Source organism: Nocardia huaxiensis (genome assembly GCF_013744875.1).
In the GTDB taxonomy this organism is placed as follows: Bacteria; Actinomycetota; Actinomycetes; order Mycobacteriales; family Mycobacteriaceae; genus Nocardia; species Nocardia huaxiensis.
The window spans coordinates 1,162,990-1,187,523 of the sequence record NZ_CP059399.1; the positions used below are offsets into that span (position 1 = coordinate 1,162,990).

Genomic DNA, 24,534 nt, shown 5'->3' on the forward strand with positions numbered 1-24,534 from the left:
GCCCCTGCGGTCACGTCAATGGCCCGAATGTCGGCGATCCCGTTCCGCGAGTGCGGTGCGCAGACCGTGACGGCCCGACGGTGAATCGACCGCGGTCCGCGGGTGCGGGCCGAACTTGTCTTCCGACGATGTCTCGGGGGCATCGTCGGAAGTCGCGATCAGCAAATCGTCGGGGAGCGCGAGTTTGCCGATCGTGCGCAGGGTGAGCAAGTATTGCCGGGGCAGCGGGCCGGTGTTGTAGGGCAGGTCGTATTTGTCGCAGAGGGCGCGGACGCGCTCGGCGATCTCCGGGTAGCGGTTGCTGGGCAGATCGGGGAACAGGTGGTGTTCGATCTGGTTGGACAGGTGACCGCTGAGGAAGGCCAGCACCGGGCCGGCATCGAAGTTCGCGGTGCCGAGCATCTGCCGCAGATACCACTCCGGTTTGGACTCGTGCTCGATCGCGGCGGGCGTGAATTTCTCCGCGCCGTCGGGGAAATGGCCGCAGAAGATCACCACGTAGGCCCACAGGTTGCGCAGCGCGTTGGCGGCCGCGTTCGCGGCGAGGGTGCGGCGCCAGCGGCGGCCGCTCAGGGCCGGGAGGAGTAGATAGTCCTTGCCGGTCTGGCGGGCGATCTTGCGCAGCAATGCCCTGGTGTGCGTAGACTTCTCGGCGGCGGTCGCGGCGCGCTCCTGTTCGGAGTACAGGCCGTGCAGCGCGATCCCCCACTCGAAAGTCACTGCCAGGAACAGGTTTTGCAGCGGTTGCAGCAGCAGTCGCGGCCGCCACGGCTGATCACGTGTCACCCGCATGACACCGAAGCCGATGTCGTCGTCGATGCCCAGCACATTGGTGAACACGTGATGGCGGTAGTTGTGCGAGTAACGCCACTGCGATGACACCCCGGCCATATCCCATTCCCAAGTGTTGGAATGGATTTCCGGATCGTTCATCCAGTCCCATTGGCCGTGGCAGACATTGTGGCCGATCTCCATGTTCTCGATGCTCTTCGCGCCCGCCAGCGCCACCGCGCCCAGCGCGACACCGAGTTTCGTTCCGCTGCAGGCGATGACCAGGCGTGAGGTCAGGTCGAGAATGCGCTGGAAGGCGATCGTCCGGCGAATGTAGGCCGCATCCCGGGCGCCGAGCCGCTGGTCGATGTCACGACGTATCGCGTCGAGTTCACATCCCAGCGCCTCGACGTCCTCCGCGCTCAAATGCGCGTAGACCGCGATCTGCGTAATCGCCATTCTCCCAGCTTAAGCCATTACTACATTTTATGTCTACGGCGTAGACTTACGTTGTAGATGAAGATTCGCCATCGAGAAAGCGTCGACCATCATGAACCGGATCCGAGCCGGGCCCGCCGGTACCCCGAACCCCGCCGCGAATCGGCCGCGCAACGCGCCCTTGACCCGGGCTACGATGCTGACCGCAGCACTCGAGATCATCGATCGTGACAGCGTGGACCAGCTCTCGATGCGCCGCCTCGGCCGTGCGCTCGGCCGCGATCCGATGACCCTCTACCGGCACGCAGCGAACAAGGCGGCGCTGCTCGACGGGGTCGCCGAACTCGTGCTCGCGCAACTGACCGTCGATCCCGCCGACGCCGATTGGCGTCACCAATTATGCAGTGTCGCACGCGATTACCGCAGTCTCGCCGTCGCCCACCCGCACACGGTGCCGCTGCTGGTCACCCTGCCCCTGGCCACCCCGCTGGCACTGCGCCCGCTGGGGACCCTGCGGCCGCTGGAACGCATCCTCGACCTGCTCACCCGAGCGGATTTCAGCAGCCCAGACGCGTTGCACATCTATCGTGCGCTGTTCGGCTTCCTGCATGGTCACATCCTCACCGAACTCCAGGAACTCGTCGAACGCCCCGAGGAGACCGACGACGTCCTGCGCCTGGGCTTGTACCGTCTCCCGCTCGGCGAGTTCCCGCTGCTGCGTGGCCTCGCCTCGGACCTGGCCGCCTACGACGGCGCGATCGAACTGGAGCGCGGCCTCGACATTCTGCTCGGCGGCCTCTCTCTCACCGTTCCCGCGATCGCGACAAAACCCCGAAAGAAGCATCGATCATGACATCGCCACGGCACAGCACCACCGCGAACCAGATGTCCCCGCCACACCGGCTTCGACTCGAGCTGAACGCCGCCGCCACCGGACCCGTCGATGGATTCTGGTGGCCGCGCGGCCGTGACCTCGCCGCGGAGCTTCCGGCACTGCTCGCGATGCTCGCACCGGTGCTGGGCTCGATCCAGCGGGTGGTCTACCACCTCGACGAATGGAGCCCCACACCGAGGAAACTCGATGTCGGCGGACGGCAGGTGCGGCTCGACGGCTACCGGCATATGCCCGCCCGCATCCTCGAGGTCCACGGCGTCGAGGTCGGCGCCCGGCTCACCCTCCGCCTCATCACTCCGATCGACGACACCGATATGGTTGCCGCGCAACAGCGTTGGGACTCCGAGGGCGGAGCGGTCAGTGCCCGGGAGCGGGCAGCGTCGCGGTGAGACCGGTCAGCAGGATATCGAGACCGCGTTCGAGTTCGGCCGCGCCGTCGTAGGCGGCCAGAATCGGCGCGAGCTCACGCACCAGCGGAAACTCGTCGAGCGGGAGCCGGTACAGCCCCAGGCGCAGCACCTCGTCGGTCTCCTCGGGGCGCTCCACGATCTCCTGCAACTCGTTGAGCACATGTCCGTAGAGGAATCCGAACAGGGCGCGGTAGACGTGCAACGCGTCCGCACCGGAAAACCCCGCGCGGGTGAGCAATTCGAGGATGCCCTCCAGCGGCCGCACCACCGACGGCGGGCGCAGGCCCAGGGGCGTCGACAGCGGGCGGGTCACCAGCAGCGGCACCACCCGCGGGTGCGCCAGCGCCAACCGGCGGAAATCCCTTGCGACGGACCGCAACTGGCCGACCCAATCGCTGTCGGTGGCATCCACGGACAGCTGCGCGAACACGATCTCGGCGATACCGTCGAGGACCGCGGCCTTGTTCGCCACATGCCGGTAGATCACCATCGGATCGCGGCCGACGGCCTCGGCCAGGCGCCGCATCGACAACCCGTCCACGCCCTCGCGATCCACCAGCTCGAGCGCGGCGGTCAGCACGGCCGCCCTGGTAACCGGGCCATTGCCGGTATCGGCCCGCCGATTCGCGGATCGCGCGTTCCTGCCACCCGTGCCACGTTCGACCATGCGGAGGATCCTCCGTTTCCCTTCGGACCATCCGAATCACGTCGATCGTAGGCAGACGGCGTTGACAGTGCGGCGCGACTCGCGCCATTCGCCGCGGGTGCGCGCGCCGGCCCAGGGTCGGCGGCATTGCGCTCACCAGCGCGGCTATCTCCGGGGATGCGCCGCTCGCCGCATCTGGTCATCGGCGAGTCTGGGCGGGGTGTCGAACGGGACGACGAGCAGGACCAGCAGTCCGCCGTCGGTTCCGATCAGCCGCATGACGGCGGGTGGCTGGTCGAGGCCGGGTCCGAACAACTCGACGCCGTCGGCGTGATCGATGCGGCGTTGAGACAGGCTCTTGGCATTCCAATCGAATCCGATGCGGGCTATCGGCCCGGTGCGCGGCGTGATGGCGGTGATCAGATCGTGCAGTTCGGCGGTGAGGTTGGCGGTCCGCGGCCACCACGCGCCGTCGACATCACCGGCCCTGGACCGGCGCTCCCGCAGCAGCAGCCGTGGCGTGCGGGTCGGCGCAGGGAAGGGCTGGGTTCGGTCGGAAGCCGGACCCATGTAGGGCATCCCTATACGGAAGGCGAACACCTCAGGCCTCCGAGCCCGACAGGATCGCGCGGGCGGTGCCCTGATCGGTGGTCGAGCCGATGACGCGCAAGACGATCATGCCGCCGCCCCGGCCGAAGACGTAGAGGATGTTGCCCAGTTCGAACGAGTAGGCGTCGAGCTGTATCGTTCGCTCCCCGAGGACCAGCCGACCACGGGCCCGTGACCAGCTGGTGCGGTCGTAGACCACTCGTCGCGCCGGTCCCAGCCGACGTGCCAGCACCATCAGCAAATTCGGCAATTCCGCCGCGAGATCATCGGATCGGGGCCACCAGACGCCATCGATATAGCCGACGTCCTCGCCCCGCGGCGCCAACCGCAAGCGGGGCTCGAGGCCGGGCGGGCCCAGGCGTCCGACGGATTGGTCGTGCCACCACTTGCGAAGGACATCTTCGAAGATGATCATGAGCGACTGCCTGCTTTCGACATGTTGACGGCATGCGGTGCCGCAGCGGCGGTTTCGCGAGCCAGGAAGGCGCTGATCTCGCCGATCGCACTCATCAGCGGCGCCGGGAAGACCACGGTGGTGTTCTTGTCCAGTCGGTATCGGCCAGCGCCTGATCGAGCGTGTGCTGCCCGACCACCTTGCGCAGCGTGGTCTGGGCGATCTGATCGATTGCCGCATAAACGTTCTCGATCGCGACGACCGACTTCTCGGCATCGACGACCCGGAAGTAGGCGACGGCGGAGATGTCTACGCTGACATTGTCTCGGGTGATGATGCCCTGCGACTGGATCGGCATGGTGACGATGCGCATCGACACTCGCCGCAGGCGATCGACGACCGGGATGATGAAATTCAACCCGGGCTCCCGGACCGCGATCACGCGTCCGAGCCGGAACAGCACACCCCTCTCGTACTGTGTCACCACCCGAATCGACAGCGCCGACAGAACCACGGCCACCACCGCGACGGCGATCGCGACACCGATTACATTCATGACTCCTCCTCACGAAAGTGAGAGTCACACGCCAGCGTAGGCCGTTTCCGCCGTTGGTGTCTACATCGTAGAATAACGTGGTTGACACACTCGGGTCGTCCAGTCAGCGGATCTGCTCGGGAATCGTGTCGAGCGCCTGTAGCACCCGCACCGCCAGTTCGGTCGCCGCGCCGTCGTCGAGCTCGGAATGCTCCTGTACGACGTCTCGGACCCGGGCCACTCGCCGCTCGTATCGCGTTGTGATCGTCACTCTCATACTCCCTGGTAAGCCGCTCGCCCAACCGGCATGTCACCCGATTAAGCCGTAGACTCCCATTGTAGCTCTACATTGTTGACATCACGCCTCGCTGGGCGTGTGCTGAACAGGCAACGTGGAGGATCGCCATGATCGTCATCGTCGGACTCGTCATCCTGGTCGCCTCCGTGCTCATCGGGCTGGCCGGCGTCCTGGCCAACGGCGGCAACGCCCACGCGCTGACCGACAACTTCGCCGTCTTCGGATATCACGTCACAGGATCGACCGGGTTGCTGTTCCTGTACGGCATCGTCGTCGGCGCCGCAGGGCTGGCCGGACTGGCCATCCTGCTGGGCGGCGCTCGCCGCACCGCCCGCCGGGGCGCGGCCACCCGGGCCGAGCTCGTAGCGTCGCGCCGTGAACTCGCGGCTTCCGGCTCGGGGGCGCCGGACACACCCACCCGCTACGCGCACACCGGCACCGCCGATGCCACGGTCCCCGGAACCCCGACCGGGAATCCCAACCAGGAGCCTCGATGATCATTTTCCTCGACTTCGCGGCGGGAATCCTCGTCGGCGCGATCGCCGTGATGGCGCTCAACCGCCGCGGACCCCACCTCCCACCCGGTCTGCGCGGCCAGCGACCCGAAGACACCGCGATGAGCCGCGACATCGACGAAAACGCTGGCGGCGCGAGGCATATCCGCACCTACCCGAGCTGGCGCGACCGATTCGAACGACGATCCTGACCCGCCCCCGCACGGTCACGATTCGTCACGAAACAGATTGAACACCAAGGGAATACGGGAATATAATAGAGTCCTCCCACCCCTCCCGATTGAGCGCTTCGGGTCCGCCGGCCCCACGTGCCGAGGCGTTCCACACGCATCCGATCTGCCGATTCAGCTGTGCATCAACGCCGCGGCCGGCGATGTCGACATCGAAACCCGACACAGGGGAGTCGCCATGTCCACACTCACCGCACCCGAATCAGGCCCGATGGTACTGAGTCCGCAGGAGGTCGAGGAGATCGGCCGCCGGCTCGACGCACTGCGTGCCCGGATCACCGCCGATCTGGGCCGGCGCGACCGCGAGTACATCTATTCGATCATCAAGGCGCAACGCAGTCTCGAGGTGGCCGGCCGCGGCCTGATGTATCTGGGCTTGCTGCCGCCGTTCTGGCTGGCGGGTGTGACCGCCCTGAGCCTGTCCAAGATTCTGGACAACATGGAGATCGGCCACAACGTCATGCACGGCCAGTGGGACTGGATGCACGAGCCGACCCTGAATTCGCAAGTGTTCGAATGGGATCTGGTCTGCCCGGCCGACCAGTGGAAGCACTCGCACAACTACATCCATCACACCTACACCAATATCCGCGGGCGCGACCGCGACCTGGGCTACGGCTTCCTGCGCATCGACGAAAGCCAGCGGTGGTATCCCTATTACCTGGGCAACCCGGTGTACGCGGCCGCTCTGATGCTGTTGGTGGAGTGGGGCGTGATGCTGCACGATCTCGAGGTGGAGAACATTGTGCGGGGCAAGCGCAACTGGTCCGACCTCCGGCGGCTGATCTCGGCCCAATGGCGCAAGGCCGGCCGGCAGGTGCTCAAGGACTACGTGACCTTCCCGCTGCTGACCGGTCCGCTGTTCGTGCCCACCCTGGCCGGCAATGCCACCGCCAATATCGTCCGCAACATCTGGGCCTACACGATCATCTTCTGCGGCCACTTCCCCGCCGGGGTACAGACGTTCACCGAGGAGCAGACCGCCGACGAGACCCCGGGCGAATGGTACGTGCGGCAAATGCTCGGATCCTCGAACATCACCGGCAGCAAGCTTTTCCACATCCTCTCGGGCAACCTCTCGCATCAAATCGAGCATCACCTGTTCCCCGATCTACCGGCCAACCGATACCAGGAGATCGCCCCCGAGGTGCGTGACCTGTGCGAGAACTACGGCCTGCCGTACAACACCGGTCCGCTGAGCGCGCAAATCGGATCGGTGTGGAAGAAGATCTTCCGACTGGCCCTGCCACCCATCATCACCGGCAACGCCTCTCGGCCCGCCGGTGTCATCATGACGCGATAGCAGCACCGCCGCACCCGACGGTCGCCGCCCCACCGAGTCCGGACGCACCCGGTCCGACTGCCGATTCAGCTGTGCGTCAACGCCGTGGCCGACGATGTCGACAGAGTGCTCTGAGCTGGGGTGTTAGCCGACAGCAGCCCGCGCAGGATGCGAACCTGCGACACGCGACCGGGGGTTTCTCGGCTGCGTATATTGGCTCGCGAATAGGAACCACTGCCTGACCTGGGCGAACGGCGGTCCCAGGAGCGCCCTCGGCAGGATTCGAACCTGCGACACCCGCTTTAGGAGAGCGGTGCTCTATCCCCTGAGCTACGAGGGCTGAACTGGTGGCGCGGGGTGCGCGGCCGACCGGGACGACGGGGAGTCTACCTGGTCGGCGGGCGCGGGGTCGCATGCATATCGGTGGGGTTATTTTTTGGTGCCCACGGCGATGATGTAGTCGGCCCAGGGGCCCCAGAGCAGGAGGCCGGGGCGGGAGAAGGTGGCGCGCAGGACGGGGTTGACGCGGCGCATGTCGGGGGCGCGCAGGCGCTTGCCGAGGTGGCGGGCGAGGGGGCGGTAGACGTCGCGGCGGATGGAGTAGGTGGTGACGTCGGTGAAACCGGCCTGCTGCAAGGCTTTTCGGTAGCGGGGGAGGTCGAGGACGTCGCGTTCGTGGAGGGTGCCGGGGAGGCGGCGGAGGGCGGGGGTGTCGCCTACGCGGATGGCGAAGTCGGTGAAAGGGTTGGCGCGGGGGACGATGTCGGCGGCCACCAGTTTGCCGCCGGGCTGGAGGATGCGATGTGCCTCGGCGAAAAACTGTGTGTGCGAAGGGAAGTGGAAGGCCGACTCCAGAGCGGTGACCTTGGTGCAGGATTCGGATTCGCGGGGGAGCGCGACGGCCGAGCCGTAGGTGAAGCGGATGCGGTCGGCCAGGCCGAGTTCGGCGGCGCGGCGATTGGCGATCTCGATCTGTTCGACGGCGATGTTCATGCCGGTGATCTCCAGCGGGCCGAACTCCTCGGCCCAGAGGAAGTCCTGGTCGCCGTAGCCGCAGCCGACATCGACCTGGACATCGCCGGGACCGAGTTCGGCTTCGCGGGCCACCAGGCGGGCCAGGTCGCGGCTGGCCTCGTCGAGGGTGGCGGGACGGTCGCGCCAGTAGCCGAGATTGATGAAGAGGGAGTCTTCGCCGAAAAGGTTCTGCGGGCCGACGATGTCGTAGATGCGGCCGGCCCGCTCACCGGGTGGGAGGAGAGGAACCTTGGCCCATTCGTAGCATTCCCGCGCCCAGCGCCGGGTGCGCTCGGGCAGGGTTTCGACGGGCAGATCTGCGGTGGTCAGCGTCATTGGGACCCTCCGGTGGGTGTGGTGCCTGCACCCACGCTACCGCAACTGTCTGAGACAATCTAGCGAGCGTTGCCCTCGTCGTAATCGGCCGGATCGAATTCCCTTGTCTTCCACCGGAACAGCGACGTCATACCGGGCCAGTTGTTGGTGATGCGCCCCGACGCATTGCGATACCAGCTGGAGCAGAAGTTCCACGGGGTGTCCCGCAGGCGGCGCTGCAGCCAGTCGTCCCAGGACTGCTCCACCTCCGGGCGCGCCGACACGAACCGGCCCGGGTGCTCGGCCAGATACCGCACCGCCTGCCGGATGTAGCGGGCCTGCGACTCCAGCATGTAGATGATCGACCCCGAACCGACATTGGTGTTCGGGCCGTACATGACGAACATGTTCGGAAAGTGCGGCACCGCCATGCCGAGATACGCGCGCGCACCCTCCGGCGACCAATGATCGGACAGCTTGCGCCCGTCCGCACCCGAAATATTCATGGGCGCAAGGAATTCGGTGCCCTTGAACCCGGTGCCGTAGATGATCACATCGACTTCGTGCTCGACCCCGTCGGCGGTGCGGATGCCCGTCGGCGTGACCGCCTCGATGGCCGTGGTCTCCACCCGCACATTGTCCTGGGTGAGTGCGGGGAAGTACTCGTTGGAGAACAGTCCGCGCTTGCAGCCGGCCGCGTAATCCGGAGTCAGCTTGGCACGCAAGGCTTCATCGGGCACCTGCCGTTCGCGATGCCGATCGGCCAGCGCGACCACCGGCGTCTTGATGGCGGGAATATCGGTGAGCGCCAAGGCCAGTACCTCGAAGAACCCCCAGATGGCGAACCGCTCTGCCAGCCGCGTCACCGGCACATGCTTGAACAGCGCGTGATGCAGTGCGCTGTACTCGGTGTCGAATTTCGGCAGCACCCAGGCCGCCGACCGCTGGAACAGCGTCAACCGCGCCACCTGTGGCTGAATCGCCGGAATGTATTGAATGGCACTGGCTCCCGTGCCGATGCAGGCCACCCGCTTGCCGGTGAGGTCCACCGAGTGATCCCATTCCGCCGAATGGAAGGCCGCCCCGGTGAATTCGTCGATCCCCGGCAGGTTCGGCAGCGCGGGCCGCGACAGCTGACCCACCGCGGGCACGAGAACGTCTGCGGTGCGGGTGTTTCCGTCGGCGGTGCGCACCCGCCACACCCCGGCCTGCTCGTCGAACTCGGCATCGGTGACCTCGACGCCGAATTCGATCGAGGCGGGCAGGTCGTACTTTTCGGCGACCCCGCGCATGTACTCGTGAATGTCGCGCTGATGCGAGAACCGCCGCGGCCAATCGGATTTCGGCTCGAACGACCACGAGTACAACGGTGACGGCACATCGCAGGCCGCCCCCGGATAGGTGTTCTCCCGCCACACCCCGCCCAGATCCGCGGCCTTCTCCAGAATGGTGAAGTTGGTGATCCCATGACGCTTCAACTCCAGCGCCAGGCCCAGTCCGGCAAATCCCGCGCCGATGATGAGGATGGACGGCGCTCGCGTGCCTCGATGATCCCGCATGTCTCGACAGTAGGACCGGCCCCGCGGGTTGCGAAGACATACCCGGTCAGTGAATCGGTATTTTCGGCCACGCCGTGAACTGGGTATTCCCGCAACCCTGTCAACAGCGGATGAAAGACACCTCACAGCCCGCTGAGTGGGACGGTGAGTGGCGTCTGACCTGCGACGCCGTCCTCGACTGGACAGCCCCGTGCCCGACTCCCTATATTCACGGAAGACATTGCTCCAATTTGCTTGTCCTGGTTAGTGATTGGCTATTCTGCGGCGCCGCAGGGGGTGTCGTTGCGCGCTGATCGATCACCAGGACTTCGGAGTCGGCTGGTTGTCGCATACGCGATGGCGGGTCGGCTACAGGCCGCGGGCGGCGAGGGTGGGGTTCGCCGCCCGCGGTCTTTTGATTTCGGGATCACCCCAGCTCCGGCCGTGTCCGAATTCGGCTATTCTGCCCGGAAGTGACTTGGTTCACTCTCCAGTAGGGATAGGCAAGGAGCGGTTGGGAACATGTACAGCACCATGCAGGACGAGCAGCTGTCGCTGGCGACACTGCTGAAGTACGCGTCCACCTTCCAGGGCGACAGCACCGTGTCGACCTGGACCGGCGATGGGGTCCGCACGCAAACCTTCCGCGAAATCGGCGCGGACGCGGCGCGGCTGGCGAACGCCCTGCGCGGCTTCGGCATCGGTGAGGGTGACCGGGTCGGCACCTTCATGTGGAACAACAATGAGCACATGGTCGCGTATGTGGCCGTGCCCGCCATGGGTGCGGTGCTGCACGCGCTCAATATCCGCTTGTTCCCCGAGCAGCTGGTGTATGTGGCCAATCATGCCGAGGATCAGGTCGTGATCGTGGACGGCACGCTGCTTCCGATGTTCGCGCAGTACCTGCCCAACCTGAAGACGGTGCGCCACGTGATCGTCGCCAACGGCGATGCGAGCGCCCTGACCGCGCCCGAGGGCGTCACCGTGCACGCCTACACCGAATTGCTTGCCGCGCAACCGGATACCTTCGACTTCCCGGTCATCGACGAGCGGTCGGCGGCGGGCATGTGCTACACCTCCGGCACCACCGGTGACCCCAAGGGCGTCGTCTACTCCCACCGCTCCAACTGGCTGCACGCCGCCCAGGTGATCTCGCCCAGCGGCATGGGCTTCACCTCCGACGACACCGTGCTGGCCATCGTGCCGCTGTTCCACGCGAATGCCTGGGGCATCCCGTACGCCGCCCTCATGTCCGGCACGAACCTGCTCATGCCCGATCGCTTCCTGCAGCCGCAGCCGCTGCTGGAGATGATGGCCGCCACCAAGCCGACCTTCGCCGCCGCCGTGCCCACCATCTGGGGCGGCGTGCTGGCGGCCCTGGCCGCACAGCCGCAGGACATTTCGCATCTGCGCACCTGCGTGGTCGGTGGCGCTGCCGTGCCGCCGTCCATGATGCGCGCCTTCGACGAGAAATTCGGCGTGAAGCTGCTGCACGCGTGGGGCATGACCGAGACCTCCCCGCTGGGCTCGGTCTCGCACCCGCCCACCGGCTCCGAGGGCGAGGAGCGCTGGGCCTACCGCTACACCCAGGGCCGTTTCCCGGCCGGCGTGCAGGCGCGGCTCATCGACGACGAGGGCAATGTGGTGCCCAACGACGGGTCGTCGCTGGGTGAGCTGGAAGTCAAGGGGCCGTGGATCACCGGCTCCTATTACTCGCCCTCCGGAGCCGAGGTGGACCCCGACAAGTTCCACGACGGCTGGCTGCGCACGGGCGATGTCGGCAAGATCAGCCCCAACGGCTATCTGACCCTGGTGGACCGCTCCAAGGATGTCATCAAGTCCGGTGGCGAATGGATCTCCTCGGTGGACCTGGAGAACGCGGTCGTCGGTCATCCGGCTGTGGCCGAGGCCGCCGTCATCGGCATCCCGGACGAGAAGTGGGACGAACGCCCGCTGGTCGCCGTGGTCCTGGCCCAGGGCGTCGAGGCGAAGCCCGAAGAGCTGCGCGAATTCCTGGCAGACAAGTTCGCCAAGTGGCAGCTGCCCGAGTACTGGACCTTCATCGAGGAGGTCCCCAAGACCTCCGTCGGCAAGTACGACAAGAAGCGCCTGCGCGGACAGTATGCGGATGGGGCGCTCACTGTGACCAAGTTGAGCTGAGGGACCTCACACCCCGAGTCCCCGCCCCACAACCCGAATCCGGGCTGTGGGGTGGGCAATCGGGGCACGGAGTGGTTCCACTCGCGGAGACCGGGCCGTACCGTTAGTTTGAGGGCAGTTGCCCGCACACGGGTGGGGTGGACGAGGAGGTCCCTGGCGGCATGACCATCGGAGTGATTCGCGCGGCCGGAACGCGGCTGTGGAACGAGGCGGAGTCGGCTCGGCTGGTGTTGCGCAGCGGGGTGGTGGGGATCGAGACGCCGCACACCATGCTGACCGCGGCCACCGCCATGCTGCGGTACGGGACCATCGCTGCCGGACTGGCTTTGGCGGCGGCGCGGCATCCCGAGCGGACCGCGCTCATCGATGAGCTCGGGGAGCTCACCTTCGCGGAGTTGGAGGAGCGGTCGAATCGGCTCGCGAATGCGTGGCGGGCGCGCGGGCTGCACGGGGGTGAGGGCGTCGCGATTCTGGCGCGCAACCACCGCGGTCTGCTGGACGCGGTTTTCGCCGCGGCCAAGTGCGGGGCGCGAATCATCTTGCTGAACACCGACTTCGCGGGACCGCAGATCCGGGACGTGGCCACGCGTGAGGGCACCGATCTGCTCGTCTACGACGACGAGTACGCCGGCATGCTGGAGGGGGTGACGCCGCGCCGCGGCAGCTACCGGGCGTGGACCGATGAGCCGCGTGCGGACAGTCTGGAAGCCCTTATCGCGGAAGGGGATCCGTCGTCGCCGCCCGCGCCGGGCGCGGTGCCGAAGCTGATCCTGCTGACCAGTGGCACCACCGGAACGCCCAAGGGCGCGCCGCGGGCGGAGCCGAAATCGCTTCTCGCCCTTGGGGCTCTGCTGTCGAAGGTGCCGTTCCGGGCGGGCGAGGTCACCGAATGCTGTGCGCCGATCTTCCATACGCTCGGCTTCGCCATGGCCATGCTGAGCATCGGATTCGGTTCCACGCTGGTGATCCGGCGGCGCTTCGACCCGCAGACCGCCATCGATTCCGCGGCCGAGCACAAGGCCACCACCATGATCGTGGTGCCGGTCATGTTGCAGCGCATGGTGGATCTGGGTCCGAAGGCGCTGACCGCGCATGATCTGACCGCGCTGCGCATCATCTTCGTCGCCGGGTCGCAGTTGGGCGCACAGTTGTGCCGGGATGTGATGGGGACCTTCGGGCCGGTCGTCTACAACCTGTACGGGTCCACCGAGGTCGCCTACGCGACCGTCGCCACGCCGGAAGACCTTGTGGTGGAACCGGGTTGCGTCGGCAAGCCGGTGCTGGGCGCGCACGTGGAGATCGTCGACGAGCGTGGCCGCCGCGTTCCGGCGGGCGTCACCGGTCGCATCTTCGTGGGCAATGGCGTGCAGTTCGAGGGCTACACCGGTGGTGGGCACAAGGAGCAGTTGCGCGGACTCATGTCGTCCGGGGACGTGGGCCACTTCGATTCCGAGGGCAGGCTTTTCATCGACGGGCGGGATGACGACATGATCGTCTCCGGCGGCGAGAACGTCTTCCCGGGCGAGGTCGAGGAACTGCTGCACACCCACCCCGCCGTCATGGAGGCAGCCGTAATCGGTGTGGAGGACGAGAAATTCGGCTCCCGGCTGAAGGCGTTCGTCGTCGTCCACGCCGGGCACGAGCTGACCGAGGACGACACCAAGTCCTTCGTGAAGTCGAACCTGGCGCGCTACAAGGTCCCTCGCGAGGTCGTGTTCATCGACGAGCTGCCCCGCAACCCCACGGGCAAGGTGCTCAAGAAGAACCTCCGCGCCCTCTAGCGCTTCAGCCTGCTCGGCGCTGGGATTCCGCGGGGGAGTCGGCCTGCGGGTCCTGGAGGTCGATCGCGACCAGCAATTCCACGAGATCCTTGACACGGCGCGGGTTTCGGCCGGTCAGCTCCTGGATGCGGCCGAGGCGGTACTTGGCCGTGTTGTGGTGGACGCAGAGGGCGTCGGCGGCCTCGCGGAGGTTCAGGTCGGCGTCGGCGAAGGCGCGGATGGTGTCGGCCAGCGCGCCGCCGCGGGTGCGGTCCTCGGCGAGCAGCGCTTCGATGCGCGGGTCGATGAGGTGGCGGGCGGTTTCGTCGGCGCGCAGCAGCAGATAGCGGAACGGGGTGAGTTCCGGCAGGGCGAGCACGCCGCCGCCGGTGGGCAGCAGATCCAGGGCGGCCCGGGATTCCTGGTAGGCGCGCGGCAGATCGGCGATGCGGGTGACGACCGGGCTGATCCCGACGGCGAGCGGAATTCCGGTGGCCCGCAACTTCTCCTGCATGCGGCGCAGGCGTTCGCACAGGGTGGCGGTGTCGCCGGACCGGCCCAGCGGCAGGATGGCGATCACCTCCGAGCGGCGGGCCACGGCGAGCGTGCGCAGACCGTTGACGCCCACGCGGGCCAGGGCGGCCGACGCGAAATGCCGTGCGTCCGAGTCGGATCCGCCGCGCTGTCCCGGACCCGACGCCGTCGAATCCAGAACGACGGCGGTGACGACGACCAGCGGCATGGCCGGATCCGCGCCGATTCCGTGCGCGTGTGCGAGCGAGAGTTGCGGCCCGCGTTCGGGCAGCGCTCCGTCGAGCAGGCTGTCCAGCAGCGCCCGGCTCTCATCGGTCTCGGCCGAAAGATACTGCTGGAACTCCAGATACGCGTTTGCTGCCTGGGTGCTGGCCAGATCGCAGAACCGGGTCAGCGGCACCACCAGCGACAGCGCCGCCTCGCGTCCCAGCTCCGAATCGTCGGAGGTGCTGAGCAACAGCTTCCACAGCGCCTGCTGCCCGAGCCGGAACGCGCTGATGTAGTCGACCAGGGTGAGCCCCGCCCGCGCGCGCCGGGCCGCGGCTCGCCGGGCGTACGCGATATCGGCCGCGGTGACCTTGCGATGCTCCAGCAGCGCGCTCAATCCGGTGTGGCACAGGTGCGCGAGCTGGTCGCGGACATCGGCGAGGAAGGCTTCGTCGCGGTCGGCGTACGCGGGGATCTGGGTGACGATGGCCGCGACCCCGGACTCCGCCATATCGGGAACCCGGTCCATGAGCCGCTCGACGATGCGGAAGCGCTCGGCCACCAGCTCGTCCGGATAAGCGACGTCGGACTGCTGTGATCGAGCTGACATGACCGGGATTAATCCATGAGTTGCTGGACGTGTCAACGCCGCTTGGTCCCGCGCGCACTGTTCGCCGCGAACAAACGCACTGTCCCCGGCGGACAAACCTGGCCCGCCAAGTTGGTCCTCCACGCCCAATGTGCGGTCTGAACTGCCCTTTTACTGTTTGCGAGCACTGATTCACCGGCAGGGGCAAGTGTGACGCCCCGCACGGAAACTCAGCCCGCGCGGTAGTCGCGGGCCGGAGGACACATGCTCGAGATTTCCCAACTCACCGTCCGCTTCGGCGGGATCACCGCACTCCAGGAGGTCGGCTTTCAGGTCGCGTCAGGCGAGATGGTCGGGCTCATCGGGCCCAATGGGGCGGGGAAGACCACACTGTTCAACTGCATGACCCGGCGGTACACGCCGACCACGGGCACCATCCGCTACGACGGGCGCGATCTGCTGGCCGCGCCCCCGCACGCGCTGGCCGGGCTGGGCATCGCGCGGACCTTCCAGAATCTGGGACTGTTCCCGCGACTCTCGGTGCGCGACAACGTGCTCGTCGGCGCGCATCACCGGGCCGAGGCCGGATTCATCGGCGCCGCACTGCGGCTGCCCGGGGTCCGCCGCGAGGAGGCCCGGTTGCGCGCCGAGGTGGACGAGGTGCTCGAGCGCCTCGACCTCATGGAGGTCGCCGATCATCTCGCCGCCGGACTGCCCTTCGGCACGCTCAAGCGCATCGAGCTGGCGCGGGCGCTGGCCGTGCGGCCGAAACTGCTGCTGCTGGACGAGCCGGTGAACGGGCTCAGCCACGGCGAGGTGGACGAGTTCGCGGAGCGGCTCACCGGGCTGCGGAACGAGCTGGGCCTGACGGTCGTGGTGGTCGAACACCACATGGGCTTCGTCATGGGCACCTGCGAGCGGGTGGTGTGCCTGGAGTTCGGCGTCGTCATCGCCGAGGGCAAACCCGAAGAGGTGCAACAGCATCCGGCGGTCATCGCCGCCTATCTGGGCACTGCCGCGTGAGCTCGGGTTCGGCACCTGCTGGATCCCGGCCAAAAGCATGCCGGGATGACGAAAGGGAGTGCCTGTGACTGAACCATTTCTGACCGTGCGGGACCTGCACGCCGGTTACGGCGGCGCGAAAGTCGTGCACGGAGTGAGCTTTTCGATCGCGCGCGGCGAAGTCTGCGCGCTGCTCGGACCGAACGGGGCGGGCAAGACCACCTTGCTGCGCGCCCTGTGCGGCATGGTCCGCGCCCGCGGCACGATCCGGCTGGACGGCGAGGAAATCACCGGCCGCGCACCGGAAGCCGTCGCCCGCCGCGGCGTGGCCCATGTTCCGGAGGGCCGCGGCACCTTCGGCGCGCTGACCGTGGGGGAGAACCTGCGGCTCGGCGCGTACACCCGACGGGATCGGAAGGGGGTCGAGGCCGAGCTGGCGCGGGTCTTCGACTTCTTTCCGATCCTGAAGGAGAAGGTGCGCGAACCGGCCGGCGGGCTGTCCGGTGGCCAGCAGCAGATGCTGGCCATCGGGCGGGCCCTCATGCTGCGCCCCCGCCTGCTGCTGCTCGACGAACCGTCGCTGGGGCTTTCCCCGCTGATCACGCAGGAACTCTTCGGGATCGTGCACACCATCAACAGGGAGGAGCGCACCACCGTGCTCGTGGTGGAACAGAACGCGCATCTGGCGCTGGGCGTCGCCCATCAGGCGCATGTGCTGGAGACCGGGCGAATCGTCTTGTCCGGCACCGCGGATCAGATTCGCGACAACGAACAGGTCGCGCGGTCCTATCTCGGATACCGGGTGTGATCGTGGCCGGATTCCTACAGCAGATGCTCGAAGGGCTCAGTGCCGGTGCGATTTACGCCGGACTGGCCTTGGCCCTGGTGCTCATCTACCGCTTCACCGGGATCGTCAACTTCGCCCAGGGTGAGCTGGCCATGTTCTCGGCCTTCCTGGCCTGGCAGTTCGTCGAGGGCGGCATGCCGTTCTGGATGGCGCTGATCGCCGCGCTCGCAATCTCTTTCGCGGGCGGCATGCTCATCGAACGGGTGGTGATCCGGCCGGTCGAGGGCGCGCCCGAGCTGACCCTGGTGATCGTCACCGTCGGCCTGTACTTCATCACCAATGCGGCGGCCGGCTGGATCTGGTCGTATCAGGTGAAGTCGTTCCCGAATCCGTTCCCGGACGGGGCATTGCGTGCCGGTGGCGTCAGCGCCGGGTACGGCAGCCTCGGCGTGATCGCCGTGGTGGCGCTGGTGATGGCGGCCATCTACCTCATGTTCCGGTACACCCGAATCGGTTTGGCCATGCGGGCGGTGGCGAGCAATCCGGTGTCGGCGCGGCTCAGCGGGATTCGCGTCGGCGCGGTGCTCGCGCTCGGCTGGGGCCTGTCGGCGCTGGTCGGCGCGGTGTCCGGAGTGCTCTCCGCCCCGGTGCTTTTCCTCGAACCGAACATGATGGGCGGGGTTCTGATCTACGCCTTCGCCGCGGCCACCCTCGGCGGGTTCGACAGTCCGGGCGGCGCGGTGGTGGGCGGTCTCATCGTCGGCGTCGCCGAAACCCTCACGGGCGCATATGTGGATGTCATCGGCACCGAGCTGAAAATCGGTGTGCCGCTGGCGATCATCCTCGGCGTGCTGCTGGTGCGGCCGCAGGGTCTGTTCGGTCGAGCGGTGGTGGAGCGGGTATGAGTAAGAACCTGATCGGGGCCGTTGTGCTGGTCGCGCTGGCTTGCTATCTGCCCTTCCAGTTGGCTCCCTTCCACACGTTCCAATTGTCGATGGCGCTCGTGTACGCGGTCGCGCTGGTGGGGTTGAACCTGCTGGTGGGGCAGACCGGGCAGATCTCGCTCGGGCACGGGGCCTTCCTCGCGGTCGGCGCGTACACCACCGCCGTGCTGATGGATCGTTGGGACACTCCGTATTTGGCGACATTGCCCGTCGCCGCCGCGGTCACCTTCGTGCTCGGGTTCGCGCTCGGCATTCCGGCGCTGCGCTTGAAGGGCCTCTATCTGGCGCTCGTCACGCTGGCCATCGCGATCTTCCTGGTGCCGCTGCTCAAGCGATTCGAATCGCTGACCGGCGGGTCCATGGGGCTCACCGTGGCGAAGATCGCGCCGCCGGAGTGGAGCGGGCTGGCCGAGGATCAGTGGCTGTACTTCCTGGCGCTGGGCGTCGCGGTGGTGAGTTTCCTGATCATCGCGGGCGTGCGGAAGTCGCGAGTCGGCCGGGCGCTCAACGCCATTCGCGACAACGAGACCGCCGCCGAGGTCATGGGCGTGCGGCCCGCGCACTACAAGACCCTCGCCTTCGCCTGGAGCGCCATGCTCGCCGGCCTGGCCGGGTGCGTCTACACCTGGGTGATCGCCTACGTCTCACCCGACTCCTTCGCCACCGGACTGTCCATCACGCTGCTGGCGGGGCTGGTGGTCGGTGGGCTGGGGTCGCTGTGGGGCCCGCTGCTGGGCGGATTCTTCGTCATGTACGTGCCCGGCCTCGCCCAGGACGTCAATCAAGCCGCGCCGGGAGTCGTCTTCGGCCTCGTGATCATCGCGGTCATGTACCTCGCGCCCACCGGATTGGCCGGTCTCACCGGCCGGGTGGCGCGCCGGATCGAACAGTTTGCTCGGAAAGGAAAAACCAATGCGCACTAGGGCTTTTCGTGCGGTCGGGGTGGCAGCCGCGGTGCTGCTGTCGCTGACCGCCTGTGGTGGCCGCGGCGACAGCGGCGGCACCACCGCGCAGGGCGACTGCAAGGGGCAGCAGACCATCGGCATCACCGACACCAGCATCAAGCTGGGCGGGGTGTACCCGCTGTCCGGGCCGGCCTCCGCCTACGGGGAGATGCCCAAGGGCGTGCGGGCCTACTTCGACTACGTCAATGCCGAGAAGGGCGGCATCGGCGGGCGTCAGGTCGACTACCAGGTGCGCGACGACGGGTACCAGCCGCCCAAGACGGTCGAGGAGGTGCGGCGGCTGGTCGAACAGGACCAGGTGTTCGCGGTCTTCCAAACCCTGGGCACACCAACGTCTTCCGCGGTGTGGGACTACCTCAACGACCGCAAGGTGCCGCAGGTGTTCGTCGCCGGCGGGGCCACCAAGTGGGGTTCCGATCAGGACCATCCCTGGACCATCGGCTGGCAGCCCAGCTATCTGGCCGAAGGAAAAGCCTTCGCGCAGTACGTGAAACAGCAGAAGCCGAATGCGACCGTGGCCGTGCTGTACCAGAACGACGACTTCGGCAAGGATCTGCGCGACGCCTTCACCGCCGGCATCGAGGGCAGCGGCGTCACGATCGTCGCTCAGCAGAGCTACGAGGTCACCGACCCTTCCGTGGAAGCGCAGGTGCGCAATCTGTCCGAGACCAAACCTGATGTGCTGCTGAACTTCTCGACCCCGAAGTTCGCCGCCCAGGCGGTCGCGGCCGATGTCCGCAATCCGGACTGGAATCCGCTGCACCTGCTGTCCATGGTCGCCAACTCGGTGTCGGTGCTGAAGCCGGTCGGCTTCCCGAACGTGCAGGGCGTCATCTCCGGAGCCTTCACCAAGGACCCCTCCGACCCGCAGTGGAACACCGACGCCGCCATGCTGCTCTACAAGGAGAAGCTGGCCAAGTACGCCCCCGGGGCCGACCCCACCAATACCTACAGCCTGGTCGGCTGGTCCGCCGCCGAGAGCTTCCACAAGACCTTCGAGGCCGCGAAATGCGCCACCCGCGAAGGACTCCGGGACGCCGCCCGCAATATCTCCGGCATTAGCGTCGACACGCTGCTGCCCGGCATCACCCTGAAAACCGGTGCGGGCGATGCCTTCCCGATGGAGGCGATCCAGATACAGCGCTTCGAAGGCGACCACTGGACTCCGGTCGGCTCCGTCATCGACACCGGCAAATGAACCCCCGCAACACCCCTCAGTAAATCCATCAGTTCAGCGAGGAACCCGATGAAGCTCCGCCACACCCTTGTCACCGCCACCCTGGTTACCGCCGCCCTCGGCATCTCCACCGCCGGCGCCTCGGCCGCCCCCGTCTCCGAGAACCCCGTCCAGCAGGAGGTGCACTACGAGGTGAACCGCCAGGGCGACTCGGCCGTGATCACCACCAGCGACGGCAAGCTGCAAGCCGTCGGTGACCAACTCGTGCTCACGGACCAGGCCGGCACCCCGGTGGCCTCGGTGCCCCTCACCTACCGGATGAACGGCAACGCCTACCCGATCGCCGCCGAAATCAACGGCGGCACCGCGGTTCTCACGCCCGCGAAGGAGGGCGGGACCCCGATCGCCGATGTCGCGGCCGCCGACGTCATCTCCGCCGACACTGCCCTGAAGAACGTCTCCGAATCCTTCACCCCCCGCGATCAGACCGCGCTCGGCGTCCTCGCCCAGCGCCTCACCATCGGCAGCGCCGTCTCCGCCATTGTCGGCGCGGTCCTCGGCGGCGGCATCGGCTGCCTGGTCGGCGGCGCGGTCGGCGCCACCATCTCCAGCCCCGTCATCGCGCTGCTGCTACCGTTCGTCGGCGCCACCATCGCCGGCTGCGTGCTCGGCGCCGCCACCCTCGGCGCGGTCGGCGGCGTCGTCGGCCTGGTCACCGTCGGCGGTCCCCTGGCCCTCTTCTCCGCCTTCCAGTACTTCAGCACCATCCTGACCCCCTGCCCCGCCACCCTCGCCATGTGCAAGGACCCGGCGACCGTCCCCGCCACCAAGTAGCCGCCGCACCTTCCGGTTCCGAACCGGGCATCGATGTCGGACGCCCCGGGTAAGTTGCCTCATGTTGCGGCAATCCTGTTGCAATGCTGGATATTTCGACGCCCCGAAGCTCGGGGTAGATAGTGGGTGACTCTGTGGGATCACAGGGACGACGGACGACGCACGCGATCGTCAAGTGCGCAATCGCGGCTGCCGTGGCGGTGGCGACGGTGACGGTCGGCGGAACCATGGCGACGGCCGTCGCCGAGCAACCGGCCTCGGGCTGCACCTACTCCTCGGGCTCGATCCCCGCCGACCAGCCCGCGGTGTCCGGCACGACCCTGCAGGTGAATTCGACCTACACCGTCAGCGCCGCCATCCTGAACCCGAACACCACCGTGGCGTTCAGCGCCGTAGGCCCCGACGGCACCAGCGCGGCGATCGGCTCCCCGATCTTCGTCGCCGACGGCGCGGGCACCTCCGTCAGCGTGCAGTGGACCCCGAAGACGGCCGGCACCCACCGCCTCTACGCCGCCGAATCCGGCCCCGGTTGGAACTTCACCTACGGCCCGACCACCTGCGTCGTCGCGGCCGCCTCCTCCGGAACCGGTTCCGGCGCAGGCCTCCCGTTCCTCAGCGGGAACTGACCGCCCGCCGGCCGACACGCCAACGGCCCGAGAAAGACTCGGGCCGTTGGTCTTCGGATCGGAGCTCCCGTGACGGCGGCTCGCGGTCGCTCACAGAATCCCTACAATTCCGGCGCAAACCGTGCGCATCACCGTCGTAGGTTGCTGTCATGTTTGTCAGAGCTCTGCGATTCTCCGCCGCGCCACTGGGTGCCCTGGTCCTGGCCGCGGTCGCGCTCGGGGTGACGCTCCATCGCGGTTGGATAGCCACGGAGTTCTGGATTCTCACCCTGCCGCTGCTGCTGGCGGTGTTCGTGATGCTCTCGGGCGGCTTCGCGCTGGTGTTGTGGCTGGCTTTCCGGGGTGGGCGACGGTGGCCTCTGGTGGCAACCGCGATATTCGTCCTGATCGGGGCCGGTGGGCCGGTCCTGCTCTTTTCGAACTCGAAAGCCAATGCGTGGACCAGGTTTTGGGTCGAGCGACCGGCATTCGCCGCTGTGGAAGCGATGGAGTTGCCGCCGGATCGCGAAATCGACTACTACGGTGTCCAGCTGCCGCGCCACCTGTGCTTCGTTTCGGCGAACTGCAAGGTGGCGGTGATCGGTACCAGTGGTGGACAGCCGGTCCGCTTCGTACCCGACTACATCGGAATCCCCGACGATGCGCTCGGCTACGGGCATTTCGTCGGAACGCCCGAGCCGGGACCCTACGACGGGTTCGGCGAACCGGTCTGCCCCACAATGGAACTGGCTGATGGTTGGTGGTGGCTCGACTTCTGCTAGCGCACTGTCCCGCTACCCGACCGCATCGGCCAGCTGTTCGGCGTAGCGGGTGGTGAGCTTTCCGACGATGGGCAGCGGTGCGCGGGCGCCGCCGGTGTTGTTCGCCTGGAGCATGGCCATGATCCAGACGATGACCGCGAGAACCGCGACGGCGAGTCCGGCGAGGCTGAAGATGATCCCCAGCGCGCCCAGGAGCGAGCCGAGGATGCTCAGCGCGATATTGGCCGCCGAGACCGCCCCGAAGAAGACAATCGATTGTGCGGCATGGAATCTCACGTCAGGATCGTGCTTTCCCACGAAGAGGAAGATGATCCCGGTGACCCATCCCAGCGCGTAGGACAGGATCGCGCTGGTCTTCTTGTCCAGGCCGGCGGGCTGGGGGCGGTTGGTGGGCTGTTGCGAAGATGTCATGCGGTAAGTAGAGGCCGCGGGTGCCCCCCTACCGATACCAACTTTCGATGGTCAGCGCGCGAGGTGGGCCAGGAGAGCAGCGAATTCGGCTCGGCTGAGATAGCCGTCGCAGTCGGTGTCGGCGGCGGTGAGGAGCGATTCGGCGGATTCGTCGGTGAGGGCGGGGCAGGTGCGGAGGAGGGATTCGAGTTCGTTCAGTTCGATCAGTTCGTTGCGGTTGGTGTCGAAGGTGTCGAAAGCGGCGTCCGGGTCCGTGATTTCGGGGTCGCGGCCCAGGCGGGCGGCATCGAATTCGGCTCGGGAGATGAGGAAGTCGCCGTCGGTGTCGGCGGCTGCCACCAGCCGGGAGACGGCTTCTTCGTCGATTTCCAGGCCCAGGGCTCGGATGCCGAGGAGAATGTCTTCGGCGGAGATCTGGCCGTCGCCGTCTCGGTCCCAGAGATCGAAGGTGTCGGCCGGGTCGTTGGCTGGCATGGTGGCCCCCTTGGTCGGAAATACGGTGGTGCGAGGGAATTCGATCGCACCACCGCAGTGCGGTCAAGAGGCGGTGGGGACGGTCACGCGCGGGGTTGGCGGCGGTAGGTGAGTTCGTCGAATTCGGTGTCACACCCCGGGTCGTATGCTGAGCACCGATCACCGCGAATAGGGGAGGACACGTGCCCGGGGAGGACCGCTGGCTGGGCCACTATCGGCTGATCAGGCTGCTCGGTCAGGGCGGCATGGGTCAGGTGTGGCGGGCCGAGGACACTCACATGGGGCGTGAGGTGGCACTCAAGGTGCTGCCCGGCGAACTCGCCGACGACGCCGAATATCGCAAACGCTTCGAACGTGAGGCGCGGCTGGCCGCCCGCCTGCGCGGACCGCACGTGGTGCCCATCCACACCTTCGGCGAACGCGACGGGCGGCTGTTCATCGACATGGAACTGGTCGACGGCGTCGACCTCGGCAAGGTGCTCGCCAAATTCGGCCCCCTCACCCCCTCCCGCGCCGTCGACCTCATCGGCCAGGTCGGCGAGGCCCTCGACACCGCACACGCCGCCGGCCTCGTACACCGGGACGTGAAGCCCTCCAACGTCCTAACCCTCCAGAACGGCTACGCCTACCTCATCGACTTCGGCGTCGCCCGTGGCAGCGGCCAGGCCACCATCACCGCCTCGGGCGTGGCCCTGGGCACCTTCGCCTACATGGCCCCCGAACGCATAGCCGGTGAGAGCGAACAGAACCACCGCTCGGACGTCTACTCCCTGGCCTGCATGCTCTACCAATGCCTCACGGGCAAACTGCCTTTTACCGTCACCGACCCCGTACAGCAGCTCGCCGCCCACCTCAACAACGAACCGCCTCGCGCCAGCACGCAATCCGGCGTCCCCGCCGCCCTGGACGCGGTCATAGCGCGCGGCATGGCCAAGGATCCCGCTCGCCGCTACGCCAGCGCCGGCGACCTGGCGAAAGCCGCACGAGCAGCCCTGAATTCACCCCCGCAGACCCCGCCGGTCCCGCTGCCGGTGGCCAGATGGGATGCGGGAGGCCGGATTCCGCCGCAACCGACCCCACCGCCCCGCGCGCAGACCCCCGCGACTCCGCCCCCCGCCGCGTACGCACAGCACCCGATGCCCGCGCACTACTCCGGCGGAATACCGCGCGGTGTGGCGGGCCGAGCGCCGATCGGTATAGGCCGTCGCGTGTGGTGGGTGGTACTGGGGCTGTTGCTCGCGTTCTTCCTGCTCTGGTCGATCGCCACAATTGGTGTGACGGTCACCAAGGGTTTCGGTTCGGTCGGCGAGAACATCGCCGCCAACCTCATGTTCCATGCGCCGTTTCTGATCTTCGTCTATCTCGCCATCCGCGAGATCAAGCGCTACCAGAATCGGCAATAGCAACGGCGCG

The 24,534-nt window shown here is 67.1% G+C and carries 26 protein-coding genes, 1 tRNA gene and 1 pseudogene; 16 read left to right on the forward strand and 12 right to left on the reverse strand.

Translation table 11 applies throughout. The features are described from left to right. Positions 1-15: 15 nt before the first annotated feature. Positions 16-1,230, reverse strand: coding sequence for a fatty acid desaturase family protein (locus tag H0264_RS05325; RefSeq protein ID WP_181582926.1), 1,215 nt, complete (start codon positions 1,228-1,230; stop codon positions 16-18). A gap of 91 nt (positions 1,231-1,321) precedes the next feature. On the opposite strand from H0264_RS05325, the gene H0264_RS05330 reads away from it, so the two are divergent. Then, on the forward strand, positions 1,322-2,062 hold the full coding sequence (locus H0264_RS05330) for a TetR/AcrR family transcriptional regulator (protein ID WP_181582927.1): 741 nt from the start codon (positions 1,322-1,324) through the stop codon (positions 2,060-2,062). Beyond that, entirely contained in the window at positions 2,059-2,493 is a 435-nt protein-coding gene (locus H0264_RS05335; RefSeq protein ID WP_244976108.1) for a DUF5994 family protein, read from the forward strand. Before H0264_RS05330 ends, H0264_RS05335 begins: the two co-directional genes overlap by 4 nt. Here the strand turns inward: H0264_RS05335 and H0264_RS05340 are convergent. The 5 genes and pseudogenes from H0264_RS05340 to H0264_RS05360 all read right to left on the reverse strand — a co-directional run bounded on the left by H0264_RS05340 (position 2,462) and on the right by H0264_RS05360 (position 4,969). Continuing rightward, a complete protein-coding gene (locus tag H0264_RS05340) occupies positions 2,462-3,181 on the reverse strand; it encodes a TetR/AcrR family transcriptional regulator C-terminal domain-containing protein (RefSeq protein WP_181582928.1) in 720 nt (239 codons plus the stop codon). The two genes, H0264_RS05335 and H0264_RS05340, sit on opposite strands and share 32 nt — an antisense overlap. A gap of 144 nt (positions 3,182-3,325) precedes the next feature. After that, entirely contained in the window at positions 3,326-3,730 is a 405-nt protein-coding gene (locus H0264_RS05345; protein WP_244976109.1) for a DUF5994 family protein, read from the reverse strand. Positions 3,731-3,761: 31 nt separating this feature from the next. Further along, positions 3,762-4,184 (reverse strand): DUF5994 family protein, encoded by a 423-nt coding sequence (locus tag H0264_RS05350; RefSeq protein WP_051177883.1) that lies wholly within the window; start codon positions 4,182-4,184, stop codon positions 3,762-3,764. 133 nt (positions 4,185-4,317) lie between these two features. Continuing rightward, positions 4,318-4,719: pseudogene (locus H0264_RS05355) on the reverse strand (SPFH domain-containing protein); the annotation flags it as partial. Positions 4,720-4,822: 103 nt separating this feature from the next. Beyond that, positions 4,823-4,969, reverse strand: coding sequence for a DUF6307 family protein (locus H0264_RS05360; protein WP_181586144.1), 147 nt, complete (start codon positions 4,967-4,969; stop codon positions 4,823-4,825). Positions 4,970-5,103: 134 nt separating this feature from the next. Here H0264_RS05360 and H0264_RS05365 point away from each other — a divergent pair, with 134 nt between their 5' ends. From H0264_RS05365 to H0264_RS05375, 3 genes are all read left to right on the forward strand, one after another. Beyond that, entirely contained in the window at positions 5,104-5,493 is a 390-nt protein-coding gene (locus H0264_RS05365; RefSeq protein WP_181582930.1) for a hypothetical protein, read from the forward strand. Then, positions 5,490-5,702 (forward strand): hypothetical protein, encoded by a 213-nt coding sequence (locus H0264_RS05370; RefSeq protein WP_181582931.1) that lies wholly within the window; start codon positions 5,490-5,492, stop codon positions 5,700-5,702. The genes H0264_RS05365 and H0264_RS05370 overlap by 4 nt, the downstream gene beginning before the upstream one ends. Before the next feature lie 217 nt (positions 5,703-5,919). Further along, positions 5,920-7,044 (forward strand): fatty acid desaturase family protein, encoded by a 1,125-nt coding sequence (locus H0264_RS05375; protein ID WP_181582932.1) that lies wholly within the window; start codon positions 5,920-5,922, stop codon positions 7,042-7,044. 246 nt (positions 7,045-7,290) lie between these two features. On the opposite strand, the gene H0264_RS05380 is transcribed toward H0264_RS05375, so the two are convergent. The 3 genes from H0264_RS05380 to H0264_RS05390 form a co-directional block, all read right to left on the reverse strand. Continuing rightward, positions 7,291-7,363, reverse strand: a tRNA-Arg gene (locus tag H0264_RS05380). A gap of 89 nt (positions 7,364-7,452) precedes the next feature. After that, positions 7,453-8,373, reverse strand: a complete 921-nt coding sequence (locus H0264_RS05385) for a class I SAM-dependent methyltransferase (protein ID WP_181582933.1) — start codon at positions 8,371-8,373, stop codon at positions 7,453-7,455. A gap of 59 nt (positions 8,374-8,432) precedes the next feature. Beyond that, positions 8,433-9,911 carry a flavin-containing monooxygenase gene (locus tag H0264_RS05390; protein WP_181582934.1) on the reverse strand — a complete coding sequence of 493 codons (1,479 nt, stop codon included), beginning with the start codon at positions 9,909-9,911 and terminating at the stop codon, positions 8,433-8,435. Positions 9,912-10,412: 501 nt separating this feature from the next. Here H0264_RS05390 and H0264_RS05395 point away from each other — a divergent pair. After that, the gene (locus H0264_RS05395; protein WP_181582935.1) at positions 10,413-12,050 is read left to right on the forward strand and encodes a long-chain fatty acid--CoA ligase; all 1,638 of its coding nucleotides are present in this window, start codon (positions 10,413-10,415) and stop codon (positions 12,048-12,050) included. Positions 12,051-12,211: 161 nt separating this feature from the next. Beyond that, positions 12,212-13,831 (forward strand): acyl-CoA synthetase, encoded by a 1,620-nt coding sequence (locus H0264_RS05400; RefSeq protein ID WP_181582936.1) that lies wholly within the window; start codon positions 12,212-12,214, stop codon positions 13,829-13,831. Positions 13,832-13,835: 4 nt separating this feature from the next. Here H0264_RS05400 and H0264_RS05405 read toward each other — a convergent pair whose 3' ends face one another. Continuing rightward, positions 13,836-15,161, reverse strand: coding sequence for a PucR family transcriptional regulator (locus H0264_RS05405; RefSeq protein WP_181582937.1), 1,326 nt, complete (start codon positions 15,159-15,161; stop codon positions 13,836-13,838). 243 nt (positions 15,162-15,404) lie between these two features. Here H0264_RS05405 and H0264_RS05410 point away from each other — a divergent pair, with 243 nt between their 5' ends. From H0264_RS05410 to H0264_RS05445, 8 genes are all read left to right on the forward strand, one after another. After that, positions 15,405-16,163, forward strand: a complete 759-nt coding sequence (locus H0264_RS05410; RefSeq protein ID WP_181582938.1) for an ABC transporter ATP-binding protein — start codon at positions 15,405-15,407, stop codon at positions 16,161-16,163. Positions 16,164-16,227: 64 nt separating this feature from the next. After that, positions 16,228-16,950: an ABC transporter ATP-binding protein gene (locus tag H0264_RS05415; RefSeq protein ID WP_181582939.1), complete on the forward strand. Its 723-nt coding sequence runs from the start codon at positions 16,228-16,230 to the stop codon at positions 16,948-16,950. 2 nt (positions 16,951-16,952) lie between these two features. Then, complete coding sequence (locus tag H0264_RS05420) at positions 16,953-17,834, forward strand: branched-chain amino acid ABC transporter permease (protein WP_181582940.1); 882 nt, start codon at positions 16,953-16,955, stop codon at positions 17,832-17,834. Then, complete coding sequence (locus H0264_RS05425; RefSeq protein WP_181582941.1) at positions 17,831-18,796, forward strand: branched-chain amino acid ABC transporter permease; 966 nt, start codon at positions 17,831-17,833, stop codon at positions 18,794-18,796. The genes H0264_RS05420 and H0264_RS05425 overlap by 4 nt, the downstream gene beginning before the upstream one ends. After that, positions 18,786-20,036 (forward strand): ABC transporter substrate-binding protein, encoded by a 1,251-nt coding sequence (locus tag H0264_RS05430; protein ID WP_181582942.1) that lies wholly within the window; start codon positions 18,786-18,788, stop codon positions 20,034-20,036. Before H0264_RS05425 ends, H0264_RS05430 begins: the two co-directional genes overlap by 11 nt. 48 nt (positions 20,037-20,084) lie before the next feature. Beyond that, positions 20,085-20,849, forward strand: a complete 765-nt coding sequence (locus H0264_RS05435; protein ID WP_181582943.1) for a DUF8020 domain-containing protein — start codon at positions 20,085-20,087, stop codon at positions 20,847-20,849. A gap of 134 nt (positions 20,850-20,983) precedes the next feature. Further along, the gene (locus tag H0264_RS05440) at positions 20,984-21,475 is read left to right on the forward strand and encodes a hypothetical protein (RefSeq protein WP_181582944.1); all 492 of its coding nucleotides are present in this window, start codon (positions 20,984-20,986) and stop codon (positions 21,473-21,475) included. A 149-nt stretch (positions 21,476-21,624) separates the two neighbouring features. Continuing rightward, positions 21,625-22,236, forward strand: a complete 612-nt coding sequence (locus tag H0264_RS05445) for a hypothetical protein (RefSeq protein WP_181582945.1) — start codon at positions 21,625-21,627, stop codon at positions 22,234-22,236. 12 nt (positions 22,237-22,248) lie between these two features. Here the strand turns inward: H0264_RS05445 and H0264_RS05450 are convergent, their stop codons facing one another. Further along, positions 22,249-22,647, reverse strand: a complete 399-nt coding sequence (locus H0264_RS05450; protein ID WP_181582946.1) for a DUF4870 domain-containing protein — start codon at positions 22,645-22,647, stop codon at positions 22,249-22,251. A 51-nt stretch (positions 22,648-22,698) separates the two neighbouring features. Next, the gene (locus H0264_RS05455; RefSeq protein WP_181582947.1) at positions 22,699-23,121 is read right to left on the reverse strand and encodes an EF-hand domain-containing protein; all 423 of its coding nucleotides are present in this window, start codon (positions 23,119-23,121) and stop codon (positions 22,699-22,701) included. Between the two features lie 182 nt (positions 23,122-23,303). On the opposite strand from H0264_RS05455, the gene H0264_RS05460 reads away from it, so the two are divergent. Next, complete coding sequence (locus tag H0264_RS05460) at positions 23,304-24,524, forward strand: serine/threonine-protein kinase (RefSeq protein ID WP_181582948.1); 1,221 nt, start codon at positions 23,304-23,306, stop codon at positions 24,522-24,524. The last annotated feature ends 10 nt before the right edge of the window (positions 24,525-24,534 follow it).

What these genes read in the sequence shown, in the direction of transcription:
- H0264_RS05325 (WP_181582926.1), bottom strand. Translation starts at nt 1,230, where the DNA reads ATGGCGATTACGCAGATCGCGGTCTACGCGCATTTGAGCGCGGAGGAC.
- H0264_RS05330 (WP_181582927.1), top strand. Translation starts at nt 1,322, where the DNA reads ATGAACCGGATCCGAGCCGGGCCCGCCGGTACCCCGAACCCCGCCGCG.
- H0264_RS05335 (WP_244976108.1), top strand. Translation starts at nt 2,059, where the DNA reads ATGACATCGCCACGGCACAGCACCACCGCGAACCAGATGTCCCCGCCA.
- H0264_RS05340 (WP_181582928.1), bottom strand. Translation starts at nt 3,181, where the DNA reads ATGGTCGAACGTGGCACGGGTGGCAGGAACGCGCGATCCGCGAATCGG.
- H0264_RS05345 (WP_244976109.1), bottom strand. Translation starts at nt 3,730, where the DNA reads ATGGGTCCGGCTTCCGACCGAACCCAGCCCTTCCCTGCGCCGACCCGC.
- H0264_RS05350 (WP_051177883.1), bottom strand. Translation starts at nt 4,184, where the DNA reads ATGATCATCTTCGAAGATGTCCTTCGCAAGTGGTGGCACGACCAATCC.
- H0264_RS05365 (WP_181582930.1), top strand. Translation starts at nt 5,104, where the DNA reads ATGATCGTCATCGTCGGACTCGTCATCCTGGTCGCCTCCGTGCTCATC.
- H0264_RS05370 (WP_181582931.1), top strand. Translation starts at nt 5,490, where the DNA reads ATGATCATTTTCCTCGACTTCGCGGCGGGAATCCTCGTCGGCGCGATC.
- H0264_RS05375 (WP_181582932.1), top strand. Translation starts at nt 5,920, where the DNA reads ATGTCCACACTCACCGCACCCGAATCAGGCCCGATGGTACTGAGTCCG.
- H0264_RS05385 (WP_181582933.1), bottom strand. Translation starts at nt 8,373, where the DNA reads ATGACGCTGACCACCGCAGATCTGCCCGTCGAAACCCTGCCCGAGCGC.
- H0264_RS05390 (WP_181582934.1), bottom strand. Translation starts at nt 9,911, where the DNA reads ATGCGGGATCATCGAGGCACGCGAGCGCCGTCCATCCTCATCATCGGC.
- H0264_RS05395 (WP_181582935.1), top strand. Translation starts at nt 10,413, where the DNA reads ATGTACAGCACCATGCAGGACGAGCAGCTGTCGCTGGCGACACTGCTG.
- H0264_RS05400 (WP_181582936.1), top strand. Translation starts at nt 12,212, where the DNA reads ATGACCATCGGAGTGATTCGCGCGGCCGGAACGCGGCTGTGGAACGAG.
- H0264_RS05405 (WP_181582937.1), bottom strand. Translation starts at nt 15,161, where the DNA reads ATGTCAGCTCGATCACAGCAGTCCGACGTCGCTTATCCGGACGAGCTG.
- H0264_RS05410 (WP_181582938.1), top strand. Translation starts at nt 15,405, where the DNA reads ATGCTCGAGATTTCCCAACTCACCGTCCGCTTCGGCGGGATCACCGCA.
- H0264_RS05425 (WP_181582941.1), top strand. Translation starts at nt 17,831, where the DNA reads ATGAGTAAGAACCTGATCGGGGCCGTTGTGCTGGTCGCGCTGGCTTGC.
- H0264_RS05430 (WP_181582942.1), top strand. Translation starts at nt 18,786, where the DNA reads ATGCGCACTAGGGCTTTTCGTGCGGTCGGGGTGGCAGCCGCGGTGCTG.
- H0264_RS05435 (WP_181582943.1), top strand. Translation starts at nt 20,085, where the DNA reads ATGAAGCTCCGCCACACCCTTGTCACCGCCACCCTGGTTACCGCCGCC.
- H0264_RS05445 (WP_181582945.1), top strand. Translation starts at nt 21,625, where the DNA reads ATGTTTGTCAGAGCTCTGCGATTCTCCGCCGCGCCACTGGGTGCCCTG.
- H0264_RS05450 (WP_181582946.1), bottom strand. Translation starts at nt 22,647, where the DNA reads ATGACATCTTCGCAACAGCCCACCAACCGCCCCCAGCCCGCCGGCCTG.
- H0264_RS05455 (WP_181582947.1), bottom strand. Translation starts at nt 23,121, where the DNA reads ATGCCAGCCAACGACCCGGCCGACACCTTCGATCTCTGGGACCGAGAC.